Origin of the sequence: Marinobacter sp. EN3, from assembly GCF_000475315.1 — a bacterium.
In the GTDB taxonomy this organism is placed as follows: domain Bacteria; phylum Pseudomonadota; class Gammaproteobacteria; order Pseudomonadales; family Oleiphilaceae; genus Marinobacter; species Marinobacter nauticus.
In genome coordinates, this window is sequence record NZ_AXCC01000085.1 from 1 (window position 1) to 26,088 (window position 26,088).

General features: G+C 58.0%; 26 protein-coding genes. 18 read left to right on the plus strand and 8 right to left on the minus strand.

The window, feature by feature from the left end; translation table 11 throughout:
• The first annotated feature begins 76 nt into the window (after positions 1–76).
• From Q675_RS36365 to Q675_RS36375, 3 genes are all read left to right on the plus strand, one after another.
• Entirely contained in the window at positions 77–871 is a 795-nt protein-coding gene (locus tag Q675_RS36365; RefSeq protein ID WP_152525383.1) for a hypothetical protein, read from the plus strand.
• Between the two features lie 232 nt (positions 872–1,103).
• Positions 1,104–1,649 (plus strand): DUF3592 domain-containing protein, encoded by a 546-nt coding sequence (locus tag Q675_RS36370; protein WP_227499612.1) that lies wholly within the window; start codon positions 1,104–1,106, stop codon positions 1,647–1,649.
• Between the two features lie 33 nt (positions 1,650–1,682).
• The gene (locus tag Q675_RS36375) at positions 1,683–2,381 is read left to right on the plus strand and encodes a DUF3592 domain-containing protein (RefSeq protein ID WP_023012152.1); all 699 of its coding nucleotides are present in this window, start codon (positions 1,683–1,685) and stop codon (positions 2,379–2,381) included.
• A gap of 12 nt (positions 2,382–2,393) precedes the next feature.
• Here Q675_RS36375 and Q675_RS36380 read toward each other — a convergent pair whose 3' ends face one another.
• Positions 2,394–2,780: a thiol-disulfide oxidoreductase DCC family protein gene (locus Q675_RS36380; RefSeq protein WP_023012153.1), complete on the minus strand. Its 387-nt coding sequence runs from the start codon at positions 2,778–2,780 to the stop codon at positions 2,394–2,396.
• Between the two features lie 201 nt (positions 2,781–2,981).
• Between Q675_RS36380 and Q675_RS36385 the strand changes: the two genes are divergently transcribed.
• From Q675_RS36385 to Q675_RS36395, 3 genes are all read left to right on the plus strand, one after another.
• Positions 2,982–4,082, plus strand: a complete 1,101-nt coding sequence (locus Q675_RS36385) for an AI-2E family transporter (RefSeq protein WP_011785614.1) — start codon at positions 2,982–2,984, stop codon at positions 4,080–4,082.
• A gap of 105 nt (positions 4,083–4,187) precedes the next feature.
• Positions 4,188–5,330, plus strand: a complete 1,143-nt coding sequence (locus Q675_RS36390; RefSeq protein ID WP_031211869.1) for a zinc-binding dehydrogenase — start codon at positions 4,188–4,190, stop codon at positions 5,328–5,330.
• Positions 5,330–6,382: a proline racemase family protein gene (locus Q675_RS36395; RefSeq protein WP_023012155.1), complete on the plus strand. Its 1,053-nt coding sequence runs from the start codon at positions 5,330–5,332 to the stop codon at positions 6,380–6,382. Before Q675_RS36390 ends, Q675_RS36395 begins: the two co-directional genes overlap by 1 nt.
• Here Q675_RS36395 and Q675_RS36400 read toward each other — a convergent pair.
• From Q675_RS36400 to Q675_RS36425, 6 genes are all read right to left on the minus strand, one after another.
• Entirely contained in the window at positions 6,369–7,190 is an 822-nt protein-coding gene (locus Q675_RS36400; protein WP_023012156.1) for an ABC transporter permease subunit, read from the minus strand. The genes Q675_RS36395 and Q675_RS36400 overlap by 14 nt on opposite strands.
• Entirely contained in the window at positions 7,183–8,112 is a 930-nt protein-coding gene (locus tag Q675_RS36405; protein WP_023012157.1) for an ABC transporter permease subunit, read from the minus strand. The genes Q675_RS36400 and Q675_RS36405 overlap by 8 nt, the downstream gene beginning before the upstream one ends.
• Before the next feature lie 4 nt (positions 8,113–8,116).
• Positions 8,117–9,229 (minus strand): polyamine ABC transporter ATP-binding protein, encoded by a 1,113-nt coding sequence (potA, locus tag Q675_RS36410; protein ID WP_227499613.1) that lies wholly within the window; start codon positions 9,227–9,229, stop codon positions 8,117–8,119.
• An 8-nt stretch (positions 9,230–9,237) separates the two neighbouring features.
• A complete protein-coding gene (locus Q675_RS36415) occupies positions 9,238–10,344 on the minus strand; it encodes a polyamine ABC transporter substrate-binding protein (protein ID WP_031211872.1) in 1,107 nt (368 codons plus the stop codon).
• A gap of 260 nt (positions 10,345–10,604) precedes the next feature.
• Positions 10,605–11,135: a hypothetical protein gene (locus tag Q675_RS36420; protein WP_023012160.1), complete on the minus strand. Its 531-nt coding sequence runs from the start codon at positions 11,133–11,135 to the stop codon at positions 10,605–10,607.
• A 79-nt stretch (positions 11,136–11,214) separates the two neighbouring features.
• Positions 11,215–12,117: an AraC family transcriptional regulator gene (locus Q675_RS36425; RefSeq protein ID WP_014420861.1), complete on the minus strand. Its 903-nt coding sequence runs from the start codon at positions 12,115–12,117 to the stop codon at positions 11,215–11,217.
• 143 nt (positions 12,118–12,260) lie between these two features.
• Between Q675_RS36425 and Q675_RS36430 the strand changes: the two genes are divergently transcribed.
• The 12 genes from Q675_RS36430 to Q675_RS36485 all read left to right on the plus strand — a co-directional run bounded on the left by Q675_RS36430 (position 12,261) and on the right by Q675_RS36485 (position 24,930).
• Positions 12,261–13,754, plus strand: coding sequence for a CoA-acylating methylmalonate-semialdehyde dehydrogenase (locus Q675_RS36430; protein WP_014420862.1), 1,494 nt, complete (start codon positions 12,261–12,263; stop codon positions 13,752–13,754).
• 99 nt (positions 13,755–13,853) lie between these two features.
• Positions 13,854–15,020 carry an acyl-CoA dehydrogenase family protein gene (locus Q675_RS36435; protein WP_022993494.1) on the plus strand — a complete coding sequence of 389 codons (1,167 nt, stop codon included), beginning with the start codon at positions 13,854–13,856 and terminating at the stop codon, positions 15,018–15,020.
• Positions 15,021–15,048: 28 nt separating this feature from the next.
• A complete protein-coding gene (locus tag Q675_RS36440) occupies positions 15,049–15,828 on the plus strand; it encodes an enoyl-CoA hydratase (RefSeq protein ID WP_014420864.1) in 780 nt (259 codons plus the stop codon).
• A 12-nt stretch (positions 15,829–15,840) separates the two neighbouring features.
• Positions 15,841–16,914, plus strand: a complete 1,074-nt coding sequence (locus tag Q675_RS36445; RefSeq protein ID WP_023012161.1) for an enoyl-CoA hydratase/isomerase family protein — start codon at positions 15,841–15,843, stop codon at positions 16,912–16,914.
• 47 nt (positions 16,915–16,961) lie between these two features.
• Positions 16,962–17,849: a 3-hydroxyisobutyrate dehydrogenase gene (mmsB, locus tag Q675_RS36450; RefSeq protein WP_023012162.1), complete on the plus strand. Its 888-nt coding sequence runs from the start codon at positions 16,962–16,964 to the stop codon at positions 17,847–17,849.
• Positions 17,850–17,975: 126 nt separating this feature from the next.
• Positions 17,976–19,625, plus strand: a complete 1,650-nt coding sequence (locus Q675_RS36455) for an AMP-binding protein (protein WP_023012163.1) — start codon at positions 17,976–17,978, stop codon at positions 19,623–19,625.
• On the plus strand, positions 19,622–20,047 hold the full coding sequence (locus Q675_RS36460; RefSeq protein ID WP_022993499.1) for a PaaI family thioesterase: 426 nt from the start codon (positions 19,622–19,624) through the stop codon (positions 20,045–20,047). Before Q675_RS36455 ends, Q675_RS36460 begins: the two co-directional genes overlap by 4 nt.
• 79 nt (positions 20,048–20,126) lie before the next feature.
• The gene (locus Q675_RS36465; protein WP_023012164.1) at positions 20,127–20,933 is read left to right on the plus strand and encodes an ABC transporter ATP-binding protein; all 807 of its coding nucleotides are present in this window, start codon (positions 20,127–20,129) and stop codon (positions 20,931–20,933) included.
• Complete coding sequence (locus Q675_RS36470) at positions 20,930–21,652, plus strand: ABC transporter ATP-binding protein (RefSeq protein ID WP_014420871.1); 723 nt, start codon at positions 20,930–20,932, stop codon at positions 21,650–21,652. Before Q675_RS36465 ends, Q675_RS36470 begins: the two co-directional genes overlap by 4 nt.
• Before the next feature lie 72 nt (positions 21,653–21,724).
• The gene (locus Q675_RS36475; protein ID WP_023012165.1) at positions 21,725–22,933 is read left to right on the plus strand and encodes an ABC transporter substrate-binding protein; all 1,209 of its coding nucleotides are present in this window, start codon (positions 21,725–21,727) and stop codon (positions 22,931–22,933) included.
• Positions 22,934–23,044: 111 nt separating this feature from the next.
• Positions 23,045–23,932: a branched-chain amino acid ABC transporter permease gene (locus tag Q675_RS36480; RefSeq protein WP_014420873.1), complete on the plus strand. Its 888-nt coding sequence runs from the start codon at positions 23,045–23,047 to the stop codon at positions 23,930–23,932.
• Between the two features lie 2 nt (positions 23,933–23,934).
• Positions 23,935–24,930 (plus strand): branched-chain amino acid ABC transporter permease, encoded by a 996-nt coding sequence (locus Q675_RS36485; RefSeq protein ID WP_014420874.1) that lies wholly within the window; start codon positions 23,935–23,937, stop codon positions 24,928–24,930.
• A 1-nt stretch (position 24,931) separates the two neighbouring features.
• On the opposite strand, the gene Q675_RS36490 is transcribed toward Q675_RS36485, so the two are convergent.
• Positions 24,932–25,654 (minus strand): SGNH/GDSL hydrolase family protein, encoded by a 723-nt coding sequence (locus Q675_RS36490; protein WP_023012166.1) that lies wholly within the window; start codon positions 25,652–25,654, stop codon positions 24,932–24,934.
• Positions 25,655–26,088: the final 434 nt, after the last annotated feature.

A 26,088-nucleotide genomic window follows, 5' to 3' on the forward strand; every position in this document is an offset into this window, starting at 1 on the left:
CCTATGAGAAATCCGGGCTAGTAGTAGCTACGCTCCGTCACAGCCCGGTCTCGTAGAGTCACAAGATGAGGAGTTTTTGTCTTTACGAACTGCTAGTGTAGATAGCAGGGGGACTTTAACTGGAGTAGGTTTCTTCATTGGCGGTGTCGGGATTCTAGCTTTCCTATTGCACGGGATTTTTGGGCAATCGCCGAATTTGAATTGGTTTTTGTTGCTACTTTCTATCGCACTTATTGCAGTGCCCACTATTTGGGAATTAAGTCGACCCCCATCTTTGCCAATTATTTTTAACCGGCGGACTCAGGAAGTTTACTATGAAATGAAAGGGGACCTTTATCATGCTAATTGGGATGGTATTGAGGCGGTTGCCTACGAATACAAGATTATAAATCAGTATTCGGGATCGATAGTCCACGGTAATTTGGAAATCATTCTCCAAAAATTTGGCGCACCGGACGAACGGATCGTATTGAATCTGTCAGGTGTGCCGGCAGGCAAACGTTTGCCTGCCTTGATTGGCATTTGGGAGTATTTACGATGCTTTATGACGGTCGGCCCCTGGTTTGATGAAGCGGGCAGGAAAACAGAATCCCGGAACACCTTTATAGAAAAGGGTTTGAAGTCTGGCAGAGTTTCATTTCTTGATCAGTTGCTTCAGGGGAGAAAATTTATTGGCGAAGAGCGTAAAGAAGGAAACGGCATTTCTGGAAGCGCCTTCTTATACTGGTTAGATTCTTATCTTCTCTTCCCATTTGCCTTCGGGATGGAATGTGTCCAGAAAATCGATAGGATGAGAAGCGGAAAGCACTGGCCAGACGTGGTACAGGAACGCCTGGATCCTAACGGCCCAACATCCCGACATCCCGACTGATCGATATCGAAGAAGACTACATGGCGCAAAAACAGAAGGAGTTGGACGAGCTTCATGAAAGAATGCGCAAAACTCTTCCTCGGTAGGTCTTTTCTTAGCAGAGCCAATCGTTCGTTGAGTTGATAACCAGTCTCAACCCATTAACTAACCTCCCAGCGCCGGAAAAATGCTCAGAAAAAACCACATTGATTGGCCGCTCCTGTGGTCCGCAATAAAAGCTGACCTAGGCATTATGCTAACGATGCTGTGCGTAGGAATAATCACCACCGCTGTGGGTGGTGGCATTTTCTACGTCGACTTTGGCGACTGGGGTGCCATGATTGCGGGAGGTTTCTTCGCATTGATGGGCGCTGGGTTGGTTCTGCTTGCTATCGTCACGACTTACTCGGGCGCCAGCTACCTCTACGGCCAGGCCTTGCTACGGAAGCACGGTGTAGAGGTGGACGGCGTACTGACCAAAAAAGAAGCGGATTGTCAGTTTCATCAGGAATACGACCATCGAAATGAGCCACAGGGGGAAGGGCATTATCAGTGTAACCTTCTGATTGAGTTTGATTTTCAGTTTGATGGCCAAAATCACAGCGGGGCCTTCTATCTGAGTAAGCTGGCGACGTTCGACAAGTTGCAGGAGGGTGACCCGGTGCCCCTTAAGGTTCTCAGGTTTGATCCCTCCGTTCACAAGGTACGAGAGCGGCGTCTGGCAAATATGTTGAAGGGGCGTGAGCCCCAAATGCCTTCTCTCGTTCCCGAAGGGGCCGAAATTGGTCAGCTGGCTTAAGGAAAGAGACCCCAAAACACAAGGATTGAACCATTGAAAACCCTGAATATCCTCAAATACGTCTTCACACTCATTGGCGCCGGTATGCTTGTCGGAGCGGTGATGAGTTACAGCAGTACGGTGTCATTTATCGAGCGAGCTACGGAAGCCATGGGCACGGTCATTGATCTGGAGCGCTCGCGTTCCAGCGATTCAACTACCTATTATCCGGTGGTCGTTTTCGAGGATATCCGTGGTCGGGAGATCGAGTTCCGGTCGCGCTCCGGCTCAAATCCGCCATCGTTCAGTCGCGGTGAGAGGGTGTCTGTGTTTTATGAGCCTTCGGCCCCGGAGAGCGCCAGAATCAACAGTTTCTTCTCCCTGTGGGGGCTGCCCATGATTCTTGGAGGTATGGGGCTCGTGTTTGGCGCCATTGGCGGCGGGATGCTGTTGTTTGGTTGGAAGAAGAGCCGCTCACAGGCTTACCTGAAAGATCACGGCACCGAGGTGCTCGCAACATTTTCGTCGGTTGAGCAAAACACCAGTCTGACCGTGAACGGTCGTAACCCGTTCCGCATTGTCTGCCAGTGGCAGCACCCGCAAACCGGTGAGCTTCACGTATTCCGAAGCGATAACCTGTGGTTCGATCCGAGCAATCATATTCAACAGGAAACAGTGCCCGTGCTGGTCGATGAGGCCAATCTCAAGCGCTATTGGGTGGATACCTCATTCCTGCCCAAGCTGGCCAGCTAGCAGTCTTTTGCCTCAGGTTCCCGGTGGGCACGAGTTTTCGTGGCCCATCGCACAAATGTATTTACGCTCATACCGTTTGTCGGCCCAGGTTTCATAAATCCGCCTGGCAATCGGGTGAATCACCGGCCATAGCAGTGGCTTGAACAACCAGCCAAAACGGGTGTGGGACCAGGCTCGCACATTGGCGTGCAATCCCGTTACCCACTCCCCGCCCCAGCTCATCAGATGCAATCGACGAAGCAGTTGCTCCCGGGAAGGGAGTTGCTGGTTGCACGGGTTTTGTTCGTGAATATCCGCAAAGATCAGGTTGCCGGTCTGCAGTCTTCGCAGGGTGCGTATCTCACGCGCGCACAGGGGGCAGGAGCCATCGTAGAAAAGGGTATCGTAGCGCGGTGCCATGGGTTCTCCGCTGTCAGCTAGTTATTCTGGAGGTATACGGTGTGCTGTGCGTGGATGGTTCAGTTTCCTCAAATGCACTTGGTAATTGTTTGATAATGCGGGTGCTTCCTGTAAACGCTACACTGTGTTGATCATCGCCAGATTGTTGCGCTGGCGAAACTCCTGTGCCCTGAGCGGCACTCCGACAAGGTATAACGGCCCATGGATGACCAGAAGACAGAATCCCCGCAAACGAATGGCACAGGTTCGCGATCGTTCGCGGATCTCTCCACGCCAATCTACGGGTTGTTCATCCTTGGCATTCTTTACACCCTGTATATTGCTCATCAGATTGTTCTCCCGATCATCCTGGCGGTACTGACCAGCCTGTTACTGGCGCCTCTGGTCAAAAAGGCTTACTTGCGCTGGCGCATACCGCGTGTGGTATCCGCATTGGTTCTGGTGCTGGCGGTCCTCGCCGGAATTCTGGGGCTGGGTGCCGCGGTCGCCACGCCAGCTCTGGAGTGGGCCCAGAAAGCACCGGAGGGGCTGTCTCGCCTGTTGGTGGGGGAAAGTGAGATCATGCGCCAGATCGACAAGGTCAGTCAGTCTGCCGAGCAGGTCGAAAAATCGGTTGAGGAGCTTTCCAAAGATCAGGGCACCAAACCCACCACGGTGGTTCTGCAAACCGACTCCTGGCGCAGTCAGTTGATGTCCAAGGCTCGGAACGGCATTGCCGGGCTGGCGCTGGCACTGGCATTAACCTATTTCCTTTTGGTCAGTGGCGACCGGTTGATTCGCAACTTCGTCAAGCAGTTGCCCCGGTCCCAGCGCAAGACAGTGCTGAGGATCACCCACGATTCCCAGCATCAGATTGCGCAGTATCTGGCGGTGCTGGGGTTGTCCAACACGTCTGTTGGCGTGTTGACCGGCCTGATCTGTTGGGCCATCGGCCTGCCAGACCCGGCCGTCTGGGGCCTGATTGCAGGCCTTGCGCGGTTTATTCCGTACCTTGGTAACATGCTTACCATCACCCTGTTGGCCATAGTCTCCGCCATTTCCCTGGACGTGCTCTGGATGATGGTGCTTGCTCCGATCAGCTTCATTGTGCTCACCACGATTGTCGGATTTTTCCTTGAGCCCTGGATTCATGGTTTCCGGATGGCGATCAACCCCGTGATCATCTTTGTTTCGATCTTCTTCTGGGGCTGGTTGTGGGGGCCAGTGGGGGTTCTCCTTGCTGTGCCCTTGATGACGGTTATCCAGGTGGTCCTCAAGCAGATTCCGCGGTTAAGGCCGGTTTATCGGGTAATCGCTCGGTAAACCGTTTGAGTCTAATGGATATCCGTAACAGGCCCTGACACACCCGGTGATCTTTCCTATTCTGTCTGAGTAGTTTATTCACCAGAACAGGAGGGTCTGTTGCCGATGATCCCATCCTCAATGAAGGCGATGGTTCTGAAAGGCCATGGCGGAATTGATCAGCTCATGTATCAGGATGTACCGGTACCTCAGCCGAGGGAAGGCGAGGTGCTGGTTCAGGTAACTGCCACCGCCAAGAACAACACAGACCGCAAAGCCCGTGAGGGGCTATACCCCACTAAAAAAGGGGAAATGACGTCGTTCCAGATGGGCGGCAAACCTACGCTCACCTTCCCGCGCATTCAGGGGGCCGATATTGTCGGTCGTATTGTTGCTGTGGGCGCGGGTGTCAGTGAACAGCGTATCGGCGAACGCGGCTTGTTGGACTTCAACATCTATGCGGACAACCGCACAGACATCAATCTCACGCCGGATTATTACGGGCATGGCGCAGATGGCGGATACGCCGAGTACGTCGCTTTACCGTCCGATCAGTTCCATCACATTCCCAATCCGGACCTGGCCGACGCCGAGCTCGCTTCCATGGGTATGTGTTCTTATCAGACCGCCTACCACATGCTCACCTCCGCCAATATTCAGGCTGGTGAACGCGTGCTGGTTACCGGTGCCAGCGGTGGCGTGGGTACGGCACTGATTCAGCTCTGCCGGATTATCGGTGCCATTCCCTACGCTCTGAGTCAGAAGGACAAGGCTGATCCATTGCTGAAGCTTGGCGCCGAGGCCGTTCTCGACAGAACCGACATGGATAGCTTTGTCGATCGAGTGAAGGCGGAAACCGGAGGCAAGCCTCTGGACGCGGTCATGGATCTGGTGGGCGGCGACATGACGGACCGTTTCATCGACGCCATGATTTTTGACATGAATGCCCGGAGCACCTATCCGAGGCTGAGTATTGCCGGGGCCAGTGGCGGCAACATCAGCGAAATTCTCTGGACCCGCATCTATCTGTACCAGGTGCAGATTTTCGGTGTGTCCCATGGTACCCGGGAAGAGGCAGAGCAGCTGATGAGATGGATCCGGAGTGGTGATTTGAAGCCTGTGTTGCACGGTGCTTTCCGACTGTCTGAGTTGCACCGCGCGGAGGAGTACTTCATGAACCGTGGCAGCAATTACCTGGGAAAAATCGTGATTGTGCCCGATGCCCAGTGGCAGGAGCACGGGCAACCCTACGAGGTGGAGGCGGACTGATGAAACCGGAACTGACCATTCAGTTGATGGACACCCACGCCGGGGGTGATGTCAGCCGCATCGTTACCGGTGGCATAGACTTGTTGCCCGGGGACACCGTGCGGGCGCAGATGGAGTACCTTCGGGACGATGCTGACGGCTTGCGCAAACTCCTGCTGGAGGAGCCCTATGGTATTCCCGAAATGTCCGTGGATTTGCTGGTCCCCGCCACCGATCCCAGGGCGGCGGCTGGATACATTATTATGGAGGTGATGGGATATCCCATCTATTCGGGTTCCAACACCATATGTACGGCGACGGCGGTCCTCGAGGCGGGCATAGTGCCAAAGCAGGAGGGCAAACAACATTTCATGCTGGAATCGCCGGCGGGTCTCGTGAACATTGAGGCTATTGTTCATGACGGCGTGGTAGAAGCGGTCACCTGCGAGGGCTTGCCGAGCTACATCCACACCTATAATGCCAGTATTAACGTGCCGGGCATTGGCGAGGTTGGCTACAGTGTGGCCTATAGTGGCGGGTTCTATGCCCTGGTGGATGCAAAATCACTGGGCTTTGACCTGACCCTTGATGAGGAACGGGAGTTGGCCCGCACCGCGCATGCCATTGTCGAGGCCATTCAGGCTGCCCGTGGATTCTCCCACTACACCCTGGGTGATGTCGGGCCCCTGCCATTTCTGCACTTTATGGGGCCGGAAGAAAAAGTGGCCGATGGTTATTACCGCTCACGATCGGCCACCTACGTCCACCCCGGCGTGATCTGTCGCAGCACCACTGGCACCGGCACCTCGGCCAGGCTTGCGTTGATGAACTACGAAGGCCGAATCCAGCCGGGCGATAAACTGGAAACCGTTTCCCTTCGCGATACCGGGTTCATCGGTGAATTCACCACGGTAGAAACCGAGGGCGAGTATCAGGTGGTCAAGAACAGTATCACTGGCAGGGGTTATGTGATTGCCCGTTCCGACATTGTAGTCAACTGTGACGACCCGATGGTGGAGTGTGATGGATTGCATCACATACTATCGAGTCGCCACAAATCTAGCGTGGTCTGAGTCTTCGTTTCTCTGCTCGCCGCATCCAGAGCCAGGCGATAAATGCAATCACAGACACCGCCGCAATAATCAGCGTGGCCAGTGCGTTGATCTCCGGCGATACCCCCATCCGTACCGACGAGAACACCACCATCGGTAGCGTGGTGGCGCCGGGGCCGGAGACGAAACTGGCAATCACCAGATCATCCAGCGACAGGGTAAACGCCAGCAACCACCCCGAAACCAGCGCCGGCGCAATCACCGGCAGGGTAATCACAAAGAACGTCTTCAGCGGCGTGCAGCCCAGATCCATGGCGGCTTCCTCAATGGAACGATCCACTTCTCTCAGGCGCGCACTCACCACCACAGCCACGTAGGCGCTGCAGAAGGTGGTATGGGCAATCCAGATGGTGGCCATGCCACGATCCATCGGCCAGCCGATCAGTTGGGCCATTTGCACAAACAGCAGCAACAATGACAGGCCGGTGATCACCTCTGGCATTACCAGAGGGGCGGTGATCATGCTGGACAGCAACGTGCGCCCGCGCATCTTCTTGAACCGGGTGATCACGAACGCGCACAGGGTGCCCAAACACACCGCCATGCTGGCGGAATAGAAGGCAATGCGCAGGCTCATCCACACCGCCGACAGGATCTGTTCGTTGGCGAGCAGGGCGCCGTACCATTTGGTGGAGAACCCGGCCCATACCGATACCAACCGTGAGGCGTTGAACGAGTATACGATCAGCACCACCATGGGCAGATACAGGAACAGCATGCCCAGCATCAGCATGGTCTTCGAGAAACCGGGGGCTTTTAACCTAACCATTCTTTTCCATCTCCCGGGCCTGGAAGCGGTGGAACAACACAATGGGTACCAGCAGCAGCGCCAGCATCACGATTGCCAGCGCAGAGGCCACCGGCCAGTCTCGGTTGTTGAAGAACTCTTCCCAGAGCACCTTTCCGATCATCAGGGTATCCGGACCACCCAGCAGTTCCGGAATCACGAATTCGCCCACGGCTGGAATGAACACCAGCATGGAGCCGGCCAGGATTCCGGCCCTGGACAACGGCAGGGTAACGGACCAGAAGGTGGTCAGGCTGCGGCAGCCCAGATCCGACGCCGCTTCCAGCAGGCGTATGTCCAGCTTCACCAGATTGGTGTAGATGGGCAGGATCATGAACGGCAGGTAGGCATAGACGATCCCCAGAATCACCGCGAAGTTGGTGTTCAGCATTTTCAGCGGCGATTCGATGACGCCCAGCCACAGCAGGAAGCTGTTGAGCAGGCCCTGGTTACCGAGTATGCCCATCCAGGCATAAACCCGAATCAGGAAAGAGGTCCAGGACGGCAGCATCACCATCAGCAGGAACACCAGTTGCCAGTGCTTCGGCGCGCGGGCCATGGCATAGGCCATGGGGTAGCCGATCAGCAGGCAGAACAAGGTGGCCAGAAACGCGGTTTTCACCGAGCCCCAATAGGCGGCAATGTAGAGGCTGTCGGAAGCCAGGAACAGGTAATTGCCAAAGTTCACCACCACCGACAGGGTATTCTCCACCCATCGGAACACCGGCTCGTAGGGCGGAATGGCCATTACCGCCGAAGTCAGGCTGATCTTCAGCACCAGCGCAAACGGCAGCAGGAAGAACAGCAGTAACCAGGCGAAAGGCACACCGAAGACGACCCGTCGGTGAAATACCACCGCCCGCACCCGCTCCGCCAGAGGGGTTGCCAGAAGCTTCTTGGTCATGGCGTCAGTTCCAGAGCAGGATAGGGCTGGAGGCTTCCCAGGATACATAGACCCGGTCGCCCCAGGTGGGCCGCTCACCACGGCGTTCCACATTGGCCATGGTGGCCTGCACCCGTTTGCCGCTGGCGAGCTTCACGTAGTAAGACGTGATGTCACCCAGGTAAGCAATGTTGTCCACCGTGCCGCAGCTCCAGTTGCTATCGCCTTCGGGCTTCTCGGTCGTCAGGTAGATCTTCTCCGGGCGCAGGGCGATCAGGGTTTCCGTGGTTTCCGCCGGCGTGGTTACACCCCGGTCAATAAACACCGGTGCGTCCAGCAGCTCGCTGGCCAAAGACAGGCTGTCGGAATTGTCTTCCAGGATGTTCGCCTCGAAGATATTCACCGAGCCGATAAACTCAGCCGTCATGCGGCTGTTCGGGCTTTCGTAGATATCAATGGGCGAACCCACCTGAGCGATCCGGCCGTGGGACATAATGGCTATCCGGCTGGCCATGGTCATGGCTTCTTCCTGGTCGTGGGTGACCATCAGGCAGGTCACGCCCACCTTCTCCAGAATATCCACCAGTTCCAGCTGCATTTCGGTGCGCAGTTTTTTGTCGAGCGCGCCCATGGGCTCGTCCAGCAGTAGCAGTTTGGGCCGTTTCGCCAACGAGCGGGCCAGGGCCACACGCTGTTGCTGGCCGCCGGAAAGCTGTTGCGGCTTGCGTTTGGCGTAGGGCTCCATTTTCACCAGCTTGAGCATGGCGGCCACTCGGTCGGTGATTTCGTTCTTCGGCAGCTTGTCCTGTTTCAGACCCATAGCAATGTTCTGCTCCACGGTCATGTGCGGGAACAGGGCATAGGACTGGAACATCATGTTGGTGGGTCGCAGGTACGGGGGCAGGGCCGTGATGTCCTGACCATCCAGCACAATGCGGCCGGAATCCGGGGTCTCGAAGCCCGCGAGCATGCGCAGGAGGGTGGATTTGCCAGAGCCGGAGCCACCCAGAAGAGCAAAGATCTCGCCCTTGTGGATGTCCAGGCTGACGTCGTCTACCGCCAGGGTGCTGTCAAAGCTCTTGGAGATGCCCTTGATGCTGAGAAGTACCTCCGCTTGCGCGGAGGTATTGTTGGTCACGGCCACCGTCAGCGACCGGATTTCACGCTGGTCCAGGTGCGGGTCATCAGACGCTGGGCGTCCTGAGGCCGACCTTCCATGATGTACAGCTTCTTCATCACCTCATCGGTGGGATAGATGCTGGTGTCGTTACGGATTTCTGCCTCCACAAACTCATCGGCCGCCTTGTTCGGGTTGGCGTACCACACGTAGTTGGTGACATCGGCGATGATGTCCGGGCGCATCAGGAAGTTCATCAGCTTGTGGGCGTTCTCCACATTCGGCGCGCCGGCCGGAATGGTCATCATGTCAAACCACAGCACCGCGCCCTCTTTGGGAATGGTGTAGCGGATGACGTTGCCGTTCTCGGCTTCTTCCGCGCGGGCAGCGGCCTGCAGGATGTCGCCGGAGTAGCCGGCGGCTACGCACAGGTCGCCGTTAGCCAGATCGCCAATGTAACGGGAAGAGTGGAAATAGGTGATGTTCGGGCGCACAGCCTTGATCACTTCACCGCCTTTTTTGATGTCGTCGGCGTTGTTGCTGTTCGGGTCCAGGCCGATGTAGGCCATGGCGGCACGCACCATTTCTTCACCGGAATCCAGCATGGCAATGCCACAGCCGCCGGCGGCCAGCTTGCCGGTCACTTCCGGGTCAAACACCAGAGCCCAGGAGTCGGTCGGTGCGGTGTCACCCAGAATCTCCTGAATGCGGCCTTCGTTGTAGCCATAACCGTTGGTGCCCCACAGGTACGGCAGGGAGAACTGGCTGCCCGGGTCGACCTTTTCCAGCTGGGTCATCAGGTCCTGGTTCAGGTTGGTCATGTTCGGCAGTTGGCCATGGTCCAGCGCGACAAAGGCTTTGGCAGAAATCTGCTTGGCCACGTAGTGGTTGGACGGCACAACCAGGTCGTAGCCCGAACGGCCAGACAACAGGGCGGCTTCCAGCACTTCGTTGCTGTCGTAAACGTCGTAAACAACTTTGATGCCGGTTTCCGCGGTGAACTTCGCCAGGGTGTCCTCGGCGATGTAGTCAGACCAGTTGTAGACACGCACTTCTCCGGCTGCAAAAACCGAAGAGGCACCCAGAGACATAGCAACAGCGGCGGCAAGCGCCTGTGGCTTACACAACTTCAACATTGGATGGTGTCCCTCACTGAAAAGGGATGGATACAAAGCGTGCAGGACGCACGCGGTGTTGTGCAGGTCTGCTGAGGGTGGCCGGAGGTGGCAGGTGTTTTTGAAAACACCGGGGTGCCGCCTATTGACTCCTTTGAGGCTTATCCTGGAAACGGTGGTGGGGAATCCGACCGTATTCGCGCGATATTTATCACGAGAATACGGTATGCGCTACAAATTTTTTCGGGGCGACGGTCGGTGCTTGTGCTTACCCCGGACTATTACTTGTCGGAAGGTGAACGGCTTGATGGCCCTACAAACAGATAGAGCGACTGACGGCTGCCATCCTCTACCCGATGTAACGATACCGATGGCGCTGTCGGGTCATTCGTTTGAAGAGCAACGGCTTCACCGGCTGGCTTGCCGTCGCGCTCCCGGGGTTTTGTTTCTCGCGTCCAGTCGGGGCCAAGGCACTGGGCTAAAAGATTGGAGGCTTCGTTAAACCGGGCCTCTGCAACAGGCTGGTTGGGTGCGCCCACCGTGCAGGTGTATGCGGCATCGCCGTTGCCCCATTCCCAGATCTCGCAATGGCCCTTAATCAATTGCTCTTTTGCCCGGTAGAGGGTGACCATGCTGTAACTGGAACCACTACCCCGGTACCTCTCAAAACCGGTTGAGTAATCTTTGACGATGGCTTGTAACGTAGCGCAGGGATTGTCTGTTCCGCTGGTGACGGGCCCGAAACTGCTGCAGCCAGACAGCAAAGCCAGCGAGGCAGACAGTGCCAGCATGGGGCGACGGTTCGTGGTCATCGATCATTCCTTGTTCGGGGGAAGTGCCAGAACCCTATTTGAGCCCAACCATTAATGGGATGCAATGCCGGCGCATGAATCAGTGCCGCGCTGTGTGGCGGTAATCCGTGGGCGACTTCCCCATCACTTTTTTGAACAGTCGAGAGAAGTAATAGGCATCGTCATAGCCCAGTTGCCGGCTGATATCGGCGAAGCTCTGGCTGGTGGTATCCAGCAACTCACAGGCCCGTTCCACTTTGAGATGCAGGAAGTGCTGGATTGGCGAGGTGCCGGTCTGTTCCCGATACCGGGTGGCGAAGTGAGCCGGCGACAGGCCGGAAAGCTCGGCCAGCTGATTCAGGGTCAGGCGTTCCTCCAGGTGCTCCCGCATGAAGCTGTGCAAGGAGTCCAGCTCGGCCTGCCGGGCCTGGCTGGTTTCGTCGGCGTTGATGGGCACGGCGGCCAGCAACTGTCGTAGCCGATTGCTGGCGTGGATCAACCCACGGGCCCGGAAGCCCGTTTGCCGTACCGACAACAGGCCGTTGAAATCCACCAGTAACCGGGGCTGTCTGCCCAGATGCCGGATGCGGGTGCTGTCATCAAAGCCCATGTACTGGCCGAAGTCTTCGGCCAGGGGGCCGGTATAGTGAACCCAGTGAATGGTCCAGGGGTTGTCCGGGTCGGCGGTGTACCGATGGCTGGCGCCGGCCGGCAGTAGCAGGAGGTCGCCGGCCTCGACTGTGTGGGGCACGCCGGCGACGTTCAGAAAGGCCTTGCCGTCCGTGCAATAGATCAAAAGATTATCACGGTGGTGTTCCCTATGCATGTGATGCCCGGCCGCTCTCCGATAATGCCCGAAGGCAAGTGGATACAGCTCCCGGGTGAGCGGATGTGCCGCCAAAAGCCGAACAATAGGCTCTGGCACCACATAGCGAACACTGTCGGCTGGCACGGGCCACTGTGAGGTTTGAGTGGCCGGTTTCTTGGCTGCGATCTCATTCATCGAAAAATAATCCATCATGGGCGAAATTTAGTCAATCACCAAGCGTAAATCCGCGTGCTAGTCTTTCTTCAAATCATCGTCGGATCTGCCTTGTTATCGGTAGGCCGGCTCATCCCGGATAACAACAAACAGGGAACATCATCATGAAAAAAGTACCTCAGTTTATTGCAGGGGAATTCGTTCAGAGCCAGACCCAGAACTGGATCGACGTGACCAACCCCGCCACCAACGAAGTGATTGCCCAGGTGCCCTGCGCCACTGCCGATGAGATGCGTCAGGCGATTGATAACGCCAGTGAAGTGTTCAAAAGCTGGAAGGAAACCCCGGTTTCTGAGCGAGCACGGGTGATGCTGCGTTATCAGGCGCTGCTTAAAGAACATCACGACGAAATCGCCGAGATCCTGTCCCAGGAAACCGGCAAGACCTTTGACGACGCCAAAGGCGATGTCTGGCGCGGCATTGAAGTGGTGGAACACGCCGCCAACGTGGCTTCCCTGATGATGGGCGAGACCGTTGAGAACGTGGCCCGCGAGGTAGATACCCATTCCTGGATCCAGCCTCTGGGGGTGTGTGCCGGCATTACGCCGTTCAACTTCCCGGCCATGATCCCGCTGTGGATGTTCCCCATGGCCATTGCCTGCGGCAACACCTTTATTCTGAAACCGTCCGAGCAGGACCCGCTGACACCAACCCGCCTGGCCGAGCTGTTTGAGCAGGCCGGCGCACCCAAGGGTGTACTGCAGGTGGTTCACGGTGCCAAAGAGCAGGTTGATACCCTGCTGACTGATCCGGCCATCAAGGCCGTATCCTTTGTCGGTTCGGTTCCGGTCGGGCAGTACATCTACGAAACCGGTACCCGCAACATGAAGCGGGTGCAGAGCTTCGCCGGCGCCAAGAACCACATGGTGATCATGCCGGATGCGGACAAACAACAAGTGATCAACGCCCTGGTAGGTGCCTCTGTAGGTGCCGCGGGCCAACGCTGTATGGCGATCTCGGTGGCGGTCTTCGTGGGCGCTGCCCAGGAGTGGATTCCGGAGCTGAAAGAGGCCATGGCGAAAGTGCGCCCCGGCGCCTGGAACGATTCCGGTGCCAGCTATGGCCCGGTGATCAGTGCCAAGGCCAAAGACCGCATTGAATCGCTGATCGCCACCGGTGAAGCCCAGGGCGCCAAACTGCTGCTGGACGGCCGTGGCTGCACCGTCGACGGGTTGCCGGAAGGTAACTGGGTAGGGCCAACCCTGTTCAGTGAAGTCACGCCGGACATGGATATCTACAACGAAGAGATCTTTGGCCCGGTGCTGTCCTGCGTCAACGTTGACAGCCTTGGTGATGCCATCGAGCTGATCAACGCCAGCCCGTACGGCAACGGAACCTCCATCTTTACCAGTCATGGCGGCGCGGCGCGTCGGTTCCAGCACGAGATTGATGTGGGCCAGGTGGGTGTGAACATTCCCATTCCGGTGCCCCTGCCGTTCTTCTCGTTCACCGGCTGGAAGGGTTCGTTCTACGGTGATCAGCACGCTTACGGTAAACAGGCGGTGCGCTTCTACACCGAGACGAAAACGGTGACCTCCCGCTGGTTCTCCAGTGAGGCGACCTCATCCGAGGCCAACTTCTCCATCCAGCTTCGTTAATCTCGTTGTCGGTGAGGTTATTGGGCCGGTTCCCCCACCGGCCCCTTTTTTCCGCTTCTTCAGTGGAAGCCCCGACCGTAACAACCAAGGAGCCTGACGATGGATTTTAATCTCACTGAAGACCAGCAGGCGTTTCGGGATGCTGCCCGAGCCTTCGCTGAAAAATCCATGGCGCCCCATGCCGCCCAGTGGGACGCCGAGCATATTTTTCCGGTCGATGTCATGAAAGAAGCCGGAGCCATGGGTTTTATGGGCATGTACACGCCCGAATCCCTGGGTGGTATGGGCTTGTCTCGCCTGGATACCTCGGTGATTGTGGAAGAGTTGGCGGCAGCGTGCCCGTCCACCGCCGCCTTCATCACCATCCACAACATGGCCACCTGGATGGTGGCAAGTTTCGCCTCTGATGATCTTCGCCAGGAAATTGTCCCCAGGCTGGCCAGTGGTGAATGGCTGGCTTCGTATTGCCTGACTGAACCCGGTGCCGGCTCCGACGCGGCCAGTCTCCGCACCCGCGCAGTTCGGGACGGTGACAGCTATGTGATCAATGGCAGCAAAATGTTCATCTCCGGCGCTGGCGCAACCGATATTCTGGTTCTGATGGCGCGCACCGGAGACGCCGACAGCGGTTCGAAGGGCATCTCTACCTTCGTGATACCAGCGGATGCCGACGGTGTCTCCTACGGCAAGAATGAGGAAAAGATGGGATGGCATAGCCAGCCCACGCGCCTGGTTACCCTGGAAGACGTTCGCGTGCCTGCCAGCAATCGGGTGGGTAATGAAGGCGATGGCTTTGCCATTGCGATGAAGGGCCTGGACGGCGGCCGCCTGAATATCGCCACCTGTTCCCTGGGCGGTGCCCAGGCGGCCTTGCTCCGGGCCCGGAATTATATGCACGAGCGCCAGCAGTTTGGTAAGCCGCTGGCGGCCTTCCAGGCGCTGCAGTTCAAGCTGGCGGACATGGTTACCAACCTGGTGGCTGCCCGGCAGATGGTGCGTTTGGGTGCGTTCAAACTCGACAGTGGCGACCCGGAGGCTACGCTGCATTGTGCCATGGCCAAACGATTCGCCACCGACGCCTGCTTTGAGGTGGCCAACGAAGCCCTGCAACTGCATGGCGGCTACGGTTACATCCGTGAATACCCGCTTGAGCGTTACCTCCGGGATTTGCGGGTACACCAGATTCTGGAAGGCACCAACGAAATCATGCGCCTGATCATTGCCCGCCGGCTGCTGGACGACGGCGTTGCCGAAGCGATCCAGTAACCGGCCACGGACTATAGAGGAATTTGTGATGAGTGAACTGATTCAACTGGAAAAACGCGGCCACATTGCGGTATTGACCATCGCCAATCCGCCGGCCAACACCTGGACGGCCGATTCCCTCGCCGCGCTGAAGGCGACCGTGGAAGAGCTCAACGCCGACCGGAACATCTTCGCGCTGGTGGTGACTGGCCAGGGGGAAAAGTTCTTTTCCGCCGGTGCTGACCTGAAAACCTTCGCCGACGGCGACCGGGCTCGCGCCAACGACATGGCGCAACGATTCGGTGAAGCGTTCGCAGCGCTGACGGCGTTCCGTGGCGTATCGATTGCCGCCGTAAACGGTTATGCCATGGGTGGTGGCCTGGAATGTGCCATGGCCTGTGATATCCGGATTGCAGAAGAGCATGCCCAGATGGCTCTGCCTGAGGCCAGCGTTGGCCTGCTGCCCTGTGCCGGCGGCACCCAGAACCTGCCCTGGCTGGTGGGTGAGGGTTGGGCCAAGCGTATGATTCTGTGTGGTGAACGGGTAACCGCCGCCAAGGCCCTGGAAATCGGGTTGGTGGAAGAAGTGGTGCCCACCGGCAACGGCCTGGAAGCTGCCCTGAAACTGGCGGAAGGTGCCTGTAAGCAGAGCCCTTCGTCCATCGCCCGCTGCAAGCAGTTGGTGATGAGCGCCCGCGACGGCCGCAGCCACAGCGACGGCTGGCGCATGGAGCGTGAATTGTTCGTGGAGCTGTTCCATACCGAAGACCAGAAAGAAGGCGTGAATGCGTTTCTTGAGAAGCGCAAGCCCGACTGGAAAAACCGATAACCCGGATTCGCTATGAGTGATCAACCAATCGTATTTGAAGAATGGACAACCGCTGATGGTGAGCTGATTGCCGTGGCACGGCTGAACACGCCGCGCAATCTCAACTCACTGTCGATGGATATGATCAGCCTGCTCAAGCCCCAGCTCAGCCGCTGGGCCGAGGATCCCAAGGTTCAGGCTGTCTGGCTGGAAGCCGAGGGCGACAAAGCCTTCTGCGCGGGCGGCGATATCGTCTCGCTGTATCGGGCCATGACCGAGCCGGGCAAGCTGGCGGAGGGCGAGCGCTTCTTTAACGAGGAATATGAGCTGGATTACCAGATCCACACCTACCCGAAGCCCATCGTTTGCTGGGGCAACGGCATCGTGATGGGTGGCGGTATTGGTCTGATGGTGGGTGCTTCTCACCGGGTGGTGACCGAACACTCGAAGCTCGCCATGCCGGAAGTCAGCATCGGCCTGTACCCGGATATCGGTGCCGGCTGGTTCCTGAACCGCATGCCCATGCGCACGGGCCTGTTTCTGGGACTGACCGGTGCCTGCATGAACGGCGCCGATGCATTGTTCGTGAACATGGCCGACCGGTTTATCTCCCATGGTCTGAAAGACCAGGTTGTGGATGCCCTGAAAGCGGCGGATTGGCAACGAGCGGAAGCGCAGGCGGTGGTGAGCGCAGTGCTGCGGCAGTTTGAACAGCAGAGCCGTGAGGCCTTACCCGCGTCTCCCGTGCGTGAGCATTTTGAAGACATCCAGCAGGCCACCGATGCGGATTCTCTGGAGCAGGTGGTGGCGCAACTGGACGAGCTGGGGGCTCGGGAAGATTGGCTCGGCAAATCGGTGAAGGGGGTGAAGGCCGCGTCTCCGACCTCCCTGGCCCTGATGTGGCAACACTACCACCGCAGCCGCCTGCACAGCCTGAAAGAGGTGCTCGACAACGAGTTGGTGATGTCCCACAACAGCCTGAAGAAAGGTGAATTTGCCGAGGGCATACGGGCATTGCTGATCGACAAGGATATGCAGCCCCGCTGGCGCTATGCCTCACTCAGTGAAGTGGACAGCGCCTGGGTTAACGGATTTTTCAGCCAGTAGTCTGCCTTTGTGCAGCGATGACCCGTACAACAACAAGGAGAAGCAACATGGCCAAGATTACCTTTATCGGCCTGGGCAACATGGGTGCGCCGATGGCGGCCAACCTGCTCAAGGCCGGCCACGACGTTACCGTGTTCGATTTGTCCAAGCCAGCAGTTGAGGCCCTGGTGGCCGAAGGTGCCCGCACGGCGGATTCCGGCAAAGCCGCCGCCGAGGGCGCAGAATGCGTGATCACCATGCTGCCGGCCGGCAAGCATGTGGAGGCGGTCTACCTGGGTGACGATGGCCTGCTGGCTGCATTGCCAGCCGGCACGCTGGTGATCGATTCTTCCACGATTGCCCCGGAAACGGCCCGCAACGTCGCCGAACAGGCGGCTGAGCGAAAGCTTGCGTTTATCGATGCCCCGGTATCCGGAGGTGTGGGTGGTGCCAAAGCCGGCACGCTCACTTTCATCTGTGGCGGCGACGCGAGTACCTTCGAGAAAGCCAAGCCGATTCTGGAAGGCATGGGTAAGAATATCTTCCACGCCGGCCCCCATGGTGCCGGGCAGGTGGCCAAGATCTGCAACAACATGCTTTTGGCGATCCTGATGGCCGGCACCAGCGAAGCCCTGGCCCTGGGTGCCAAAAATGGCCTGGACCCTGCCGTACTCTCGGAGATCATGAAACAAAGCTCTGGCGGTAACTGGGCACTGAATGTCTATAACCCCTGGCCGGGGGTGATGGAGGGTGTGCCAGCCTCCCGCGATTATCAGGGCGGTTTCCTGGTGAACCTGATGGCGAAGGATCTTGGCCTGGCGTTCGACAACGCGGTGACCAACCAGGCGTCGATTCCCATGGGCTCCCTGGCCCGAAACCTGTTCCAGCTGCATGCCGGGCAGGGCAACGGAGAGCTGGATTTCTCCAGCATTCTGCGGCTGTACAAACCGGAGTAAGCAGGGGAGGGCGATGGCAGGTCGCCCTTTCTTTTTAGCCTAAAGTTTACCTTTACGTAAAGTGAAGGCTATGCTAAACCTGACTAAATCTTGTGCAACCAACAACGACAACAAATGGAGTGTACGATGAGCCTACCGCACTACAACGAGGTGTATGACAACTTTGATGCGGCCGCACTGGAAGCGGAAATCCTGGACGGGCGCCTGGACAGTGGCCTGAACGTCTGTCACGAAATCTGTGATAAATGGGCTTCCGACCCGCAAAAGGTTGCGCTGTTTTACGAGAAAGTGGGTGGTGGTGATGGCGTGCTTACCTTCGCAGAGCTGAAAGCAGCCTCGGCCCGCTTTGCCAACTATCTGAAGTCTCATGGTGTCAAAAAGGGTGGCCGGGTAGCGGGCCTGCTGCCGCGGGGCCCGGAACTGCTGATCGTGATTGCCGGCACCTTGCGCCTGGGTGCGGTTTACCAGCCGCTGTTTACCGCGTTTGGCTCCGGGGCCATTGAATACCGCCTGGAAAAAGCCGGCACCAAACTGGTGGTCACCGATCCGGACAACTATCCCAAGCTCAATGACGTCAACAACTGCCCGCCGGTGTTGTGCGTGAACGCCGCCGCCACGGGCGAGGACGTTGCAGACTTCCAGCAGGTGCTGGACCAGCAGTCAGACCAGTGTGAGCCGGTGATGATTACCGGCAGCGATCCGTTCCTGCAGATGTTCACCTCCGGTACCGTCGGCAAAGCGAAAGGCGTGGCCGTGCCCGCCAAAGCCCTGTTGGCCTTCTATGTGTACATGAAGTACGCCATTGAACTGCGCGACGACGATGTGTTCTGGAATGTGGCTGACCCCGGCTGGGCCTATGGTCTGTACTACGCCGTTACGGGCCCGCTGTTGATGGGCCACGCCACGCATTTCAACCCCAACCCGTTCACCCCCGAATCTACCTACGACATGATCCGCAAGTACAAGATCACCAACCTGGCGGCGGCGCCCACGGCGTATCGGCTGTTGAAGGCCAACGATCAGGTCTTGCCGGAAGGGGAGAATCTGGGGCTGCGGGTGTGCAGCAGTGCGGGTGAACCGCTGAACCCGGAAGTGGTGAACTGGATTGCCCGCCGGCACTTCTGCCCGGTCAAGGATCATTATGGCCAGACAGAAACCGGTATGACCTGCTGCAACTTCCATGGCCTGGAACACACCATTCGCCAGGGCTCCATGGGGTACTCATCCCCCGGGCATCGCGTGGTGGCGTTGAACGAGAAAAACGAAGAGGTGGGGGCAGGCGAGATTGGCCAGTTGGCGGTGGATATCAAAGCCTCGCCACTGTTCCATTTCGATGGCTACACCTGGGGTGAGAAAGACCCGTTCGTGAATGGCTACTACCTGACCGGCGACATGGTGATCTGCCATGGCGATGGCGGCTATTCTTTCAGTGGCCGGGACGATGACATCATCACCACCGCAGGCTACCGCGTGGGGCCGGCCGATGTCGAAAGTACCTTGCTGGAACACGCCGCTGTTGCCGAATCCGGTGTCGTGGCCAAGCCCGATGAAAAGCGCGGCTCGATCATCAAAGCCTATGTTGTGATCAAAGCTGGCCAGGAGCCGGTGGACGACCAGGCGCTCAAGGAGGAGTTGCAGGAACTGGTTCGCCGTCGTCTGTCCACCCACGCCTATCCGCGTGAGATCGAATTCGTGGATGAACTGCCGAAAACGCCCAGTGGCAAGATCCAGCGCTTCGTGCTGCGCAACCGGGCCCAGGATGAGGTGCCGGCATGAAAGTGACCTTCGAGGAGCTGAAAGACTTCCTCGAGGTTCAGTTCCCCCAGGGGGCCGCATACGGCTCCCTGGAGGCACTGGGTGACGGCTGGGCGGAAATGACCCTGGCCGTGGAGGATGATCACCTGCGCCCGGGCGGGACCGTATCCGGGCCTGCGATGATGGCGCTGGCGGATGTCACCATGTACGCAGCCTTGCTCAGCCGGATTGGCCTGGTGCCGTTGGCGGTGACGACGAACCTGAATATCAACTTCCTTCGCAAGCCGGTGGCACATGCGCCGATACGGGCACGGGCGACCCTGTTGAAGGTGGGGCGCACCATGGGCGTGGGCGAGGTTTTCGTCTATTCCGATGGCATGGAAGACCCGGTGGCACACTCCACCATGACCTATTCCATACCGCCCGAGAAATATCAAAATTAGTTCTTGACGTTTACGTGCACGTAAATCTAATCTGTGTGCTAGTTGCGAAATACAACAATAACAAAAGGTGAAGTGGCTCATGAGTGAACAGTACGTTCTCGAGACCCGTAACCTGGTCAAGGAATTCAAGGGGTTTGTTGCCGTTAACGACGTCAACCTCCAGATCCGTCAGGGGGATATCCACGCCCTGATCGGCCCCAACGGTGCCGGCAAGACCACCGTATTCAACCTGTTGACCAAGTTCCTGATTCCCACCCGCGGGCAGATTCTGTACCGCGGCGAAGACATCACTCCCCTGAAATCCGCCGCCATTGCCCGTAAAGGCATTGTTCGCTCCTTCCAGATCTCTGCCGTGTTTCCCCACATGACCGCGTTGGAAAACATTCGCGTGGCCCTGCAAACCGCAGAGGGCTCCTCCTACAGCTTCTGGAAATCCGGCAACTCCCTGCACAAGCTCAACGAGCGCTGCATGGAGCTGTTGGAGTCTGTCGGCCTGGCTGAGTTCGCCAATACCACCACGGTGGAGCTGGCGTATGGCCGCAAACGGGCGCTGGAGCTGGCCACCACCCTGGCCATGGAACCCCAGCTGTTGCTGCTGGACGAACCCACCCAGGGCATGGGCTCGGAAGACGTTGACCGCGTAGTGGAACTGGTGCGCAAGGCCGCCCAGGGCCGCACGGTACTGATGGTGGAGCACAACCTGAGCGTGGTCAGCAAACTGTGCGACCGCATCACCGTGCTCGCCCAGGGTGCAGTATTGACTGAAGGCGATTACCAGACGGTCTCCGCCGACCCGCGTGTGCGCGAGGTGTATATGGGCAGTGATGGCAGCGGCGAGCGGGGGTCACAGGCCACCACCAGCGAAAACGTGGAGGCGGCCCAATGAGCAAGAATCCGGACCGCGAATACGAGCAGCTGCGCATTTCCGGCCTGCACGCATTCTATGGCGAATCCCACATTCTGCACGGCATCGACATGGTGGTTCAGCGGGGCGAGCTGGTCACACTGCTCGGCCGAAATGGCGCCGGACGCAGTACCACGCTGAAAGCCATCATGAACATGGTGGGCCGGCGCACCGGCTCCATCATGATCAACGGCGAAGAAACCATGCAGTGCGCGCCTCATCATATTGCCAGGTTGGGTGTCGGGTATTGCCCCGAGCATCGGGGCATTTTTTCCTCCCTCAGCGTGCAGGAAAACCTCACCCTGCCGCCGGTGGTGCGCAGCGGTGGCATGAGCCTGGAAGAAATCTACACCATGTTCCCCAACCTCTATGAACGCCGCTTCAGCCAGGGCACCAAGCTCTCTGGTGGCGAACAACAGATGCTGGCCATGGCCCGCATTCTGCGCACCGGCGCCAACATGCTGTTGCTGGATGAAATCACCGAAGGCCTGGCCCCGGTGATCGTGGAGAAACTGGGGGAAGTCCTGATAGCCCTGAAGAACAAGGGCCTGACCATTGTTCTGGTGGAGCAGAATTTCCACTTTGCCGCGCCGTTGGCCGACCGACATTACGTGGTGGAGCACGGCCAGATTGTGGAAGAAATCAGCGCCAACGAACTGAGTGCCAAACAGTCGGTGCTGGATGGCTATTTGGGGGTCTGACCCCGGATAGAACGAGAGTAATAAGAGCAACAACAACCCGAACCAACGCAAGACAGTAGCGGAGAAACAACAATGACAATGATGAAAAAGCTTCTGACCTCAGCCGTTGCATCAGCTCTGATGGCCAGTGGTGCCCAGGCGGCAATTTCGGACAACACCGTAAAAATTGGCTACCTGGCCGATATGTCCGGTACCTATCGAGACCTGGCCGGCCCCAATGGCCTGACCGCCCTGGAAATGGCGATCAAGGATTTTGGCGGTACCGTCAATGGCGCCAAGATTGAAGTGGTGATTGCCGACGACCGCAACAGCCCGGACACATCGTCCAGCACCGTTCGCCGCTGGGTGGAAAACGACAAGGTAGATATGGTGGCCGGTATGGTGGCTTCATCGGTGTCCATCGCGGTGAGCAAGATTTTGGAAGAAAATGACCGGCTGGGCATTGTTTCCGGCTCTGCCGCTTCCAGCATCACTAACGAACACTGTACGCCCAACCACATCCACTACGTTTATGACACTTACCCGCTGGCTAATGGTACAGCCAGTGCAGTGGTCAAAGAAGGCGGTAAAACCTGGTATCTGCTGACCGCCGACTACGCCTTCGGTCATGCCCTGGAAGCCGACGTTACCCGCGTGGTTGAGGCCAACGGCGGCGAGATTGTGGGCAGCGTGCGCCATCCGTTCCCGACCCAGGATTTCTCTTCGTTCATCCTCCAGGCCCAGGCCTCGGGCGCGGATGTGGTCGGCCTGGCGAATGCCGGTGCGGACACCACCAACGCCATCACCACCGCCAGTGAGTTCGGGGTAACCCAGGCGGGCCAGACGCTGGCGGCTTTGTTGCTGTTCCTTACCGACGTCCATGCCCTCGGTGCGGAAACCGCGCAAGGCATCCAGCTGACGACCGGCTGGTACTGGGACATGAACGACGAAACCCGCGAGTGGTCTGATCGCTTCATGAAAGAAACCGGTGTGCGCCCGACCATGGTTCATGCCGGCATTTACTCCAGCACCATGCAATACCTGAATGCGGTGGCCGCCACCGGCTCGGATGATGCCCAGACCGTGCGCAAGCAGATGATGGATACACCCATCAACGACATGTTTGCCAAGAACGGCAAAATCCGGGTAGACGGCCGTATGGTGCATGACATGTACCTGGCGGAAGTGAAAACCCCGGCGGAGTCCAAGAATGAATGGGATCTGTACAAGATCCTGCGGACGATTCCGGCGGATGAAGCCTACCGTCCGCTCTCTGAGAGCAAGTGCAAGCTGGTGAACTAAGCAACGGGGAATTACCCGGTGCCCGGTCTCTAAGCGCGACCGGCGCCGGGTACCCGCCCGGACGAACACCCCAACAAAAACAACGTCTGCGCTGCTTGTGGAGTTAGCAACATGACCATGATTTTCGGCGTCCCCCTTGCTGTGCTGTCTGGCCAGCTGCTGATCGGGATTATCAACGGCGCCTTCTACGCCCTGTTAAGCCTTGGCCTCGCGGTTATCTTCGGTCTGCTGAAGATCATCAACTTTGCCCATGGCGCCATGTACATGCTCGGTGCCCTGGTCACCGTGGTTCTGTTTGACCTGCTGGGCGTCAATTACTGGGTCGCGCTCTTCGTCGCTCCCGTACTGGTTGGCGCTTTTGGTATGCTCATCGAATACTTCCTGCTCCGGCGCATTGCCGGCCAGGATCATATCTACAGCCTGCTGCTCACCTTCGGGGTGGCCCTGATCATCCAGGGCGTGCTCACCAATATCTACGGCGTGTCCGGGCTTCGATATTCCATGCCGGACATGTTCAAAGGCGGCATCAACCTTGGCTTCATGTTCCTGCCGTACTACCGGGCCTGGGTGATCGTGGTGGCCCTGCTGGTGTGTTTTGGCACCTGGTTCATCATCGAGAAAACCAAACTGGGCTCCTACCTCCGGGCGGGCACAGAAGACTCACAGCTCATGCAGGGCTTCGGCATTAACGTACCCTTGCTGGTGAGCCTGACCTACGGATTCGGCGTCATGCTGGCGGCTTTCGCCGGTGTGCTGGCGGCACCCATTTATTCGGTAACTCCGGTGATGGGGTCCAACATTCTCATCGTGGTCTTTGCGGTGGTGGTGATTGGAGGCATGGGCTCCATTGGCGGGGCCATAATCACGGGCATCCTGATGGGCGTGATCGAAGGCCTCACCAAAACGTTTTACCCGCCGGCGTCTTCGGCCGTTATCTTCCTGGTGATGGTCCTGGTGCTGATGATCCGACCCACCGGCCTGTTCGGTAAGGAGGCATAATCATGAACCAGCCTGTTAATCCTGCCGATATCCACAAGGCCATTGTCGAGCAGCAAAAGATCCAGGACCGCAAGAAACTGATGGTGAACGGCGTGCTGCTGCTGTTGCTGCTGGCCGCGCCCTTCGTGATGTACCCGGTCTTCCTGATGAAGATCCTGTGTTTTGCCTTGTTTGCGGTAGCCTTTAACCTGCTGTTCGGCTTTACCGGCCTGCTGTCCTTCGGCCATGCGGCCTTCCTGGCCACCGGAGGTTACACCACGGGCTACCTGCTCAGTCATTTCTCCGGCCTGACCACCGAGATGGGCATCATTGCCGGTACCGCCACGGCCACCTTGTTGGGACTGGCCTTTGCGTTATTGTCGATCCGCCGGCAAGGCATCTACTTTGCTATGGTGACCCTGGCGCTGGCACAGCTGGTGTTCTTCTTCTTTGTGCAGTCGGAATTCACCGGCGGCGAAGACGGCATGCACGGCATCCCCCGGGGCGAGCTGTTTGGTCTGATTAACCTCGAAGACAACCTCAACATGTACTACTTCGTGCTGGTGGTGTTTATCGCCTGTTATCTGCTGGTGCAGCGCATTGTCAGCAGCCCGTACGGGCAGATCCTGAAAGCCATCAAGCAGAACGAACCGCGGGCGGTCTCGCTGGGTTACAACGTGGATCGTTACAAGATCCTGGCCTTTGTGATCTCCGCCGCGCTGGCGGGCCTGGCCGGCTCCATGAAATCCGTGGTGTTCCAGTTGGCGTCTCTCAATGATGCCCACTGGCATATGTCGGGCGAGGTCATCCTGATGACTCTGGTGGGCGGCATGGGTACGCTGCTTGGGCCGGTGGTGGGCGCCACCTTTGTGGTGAACATTGAATACCAGCTGTCCCAGGGGCCCCTGCGCGACTGGGTAGACCCGATCCTCGGCGGCATCTTTGTGCTGACGGTACTGGCCTTCCGCAGCGGGATTGTGGGCGAGCTGCAGAAATTCATGCGCAAGAACCTGGGATGAGTTACGGGGGCGGCAGCCCCCAGTCCTGTTCGGCCAACGCCTGCGCGATAGCGCGGTAGCCCTTGTCGCTCGGGTGGTAGCCGTCCCGGGCGAGCAGGGCAGGGTCTGACACTGTGGGGTAACCCAGATACCGGAAATCGTCCGGGTTCCTTGCCGCAAGCACCTGATACACCCTGTCCAACTGCCGCGCCCGCCATCCCATAACTTGGCGCAGGGGTGCCGGCAAGGCCGAGAATTTGTCCATGGGCGGCACGCTGAGCAACGTAATGGGCGCCTGATACCGGGTTGCCAGGGTTTCGCGGAGCTGAATCAGTTGCCGGCGAAACCGGAACCGTGGAGTAAAACCGGTAGTGTCGTTTACCCCCATGCTCAGTAATACTGCATCTGCCGGTGGCAAGTCGGCGGAGCCCAGCGCATCAAGCAGCGCACCCAGCCGAATACCATTCACCCCAAAGGTAGACCAGCCAATACAGAGCCCGGTGCGTTGATGTAACTGCAACGCCAACTGGCTTGCCAGACCCTGGGCGTGGCTTTCAACCCCCACGCCCGCCGCAGTGGACTCGCCCAGCACCAGCAACCGAAAAACGGGCTCTCCCTCGCCGTACTGGCCTGCGCAATCCCCAGTGGCCTCTGGCAGCCGTGGCGTCATCCGCCGGGTGCGCTTGCCCTGATAGAGCAACACCGGAAACAGCAAAGCCGTAGTTAGCCAGAAAGGCGCGTGCATAAAAGCGTCTCTTTCAGTGAGGGTAAAGCCCAAGTATTGCAGGATTCACCCGTGCCAAACCAGCCAGAAACAACATTCAGCCCGGAGTTATACGAACGCGTTCGCAAAACTCCGGGAAGGTACCGGGAAATGTTGCTAACCTTCTGATAAGTTTGAAAAGGAATATCGGGGCGTGCGGAGTTTTACGCCCCCAATCTGTAGCAGGGGTGGCTCGAACACGGGCGTATAACTCCGGCGGTAGCCGTGGTGGATTCAGGTAATTTGCTGATTTTATTGGTGAAGCTGGGGTTTGCGAGGGCCGAGATTTTTGGAGTTATACGAATGTGTGTTATACGAACGCGTTCGTATAATTAGCTGTTAATGGCCCGGCATTTGTAAGTTTTTGGCGGGTGCGGTGCAAAGGCCTTGGCACAGGGTTTGGCTGCAACGCTCGT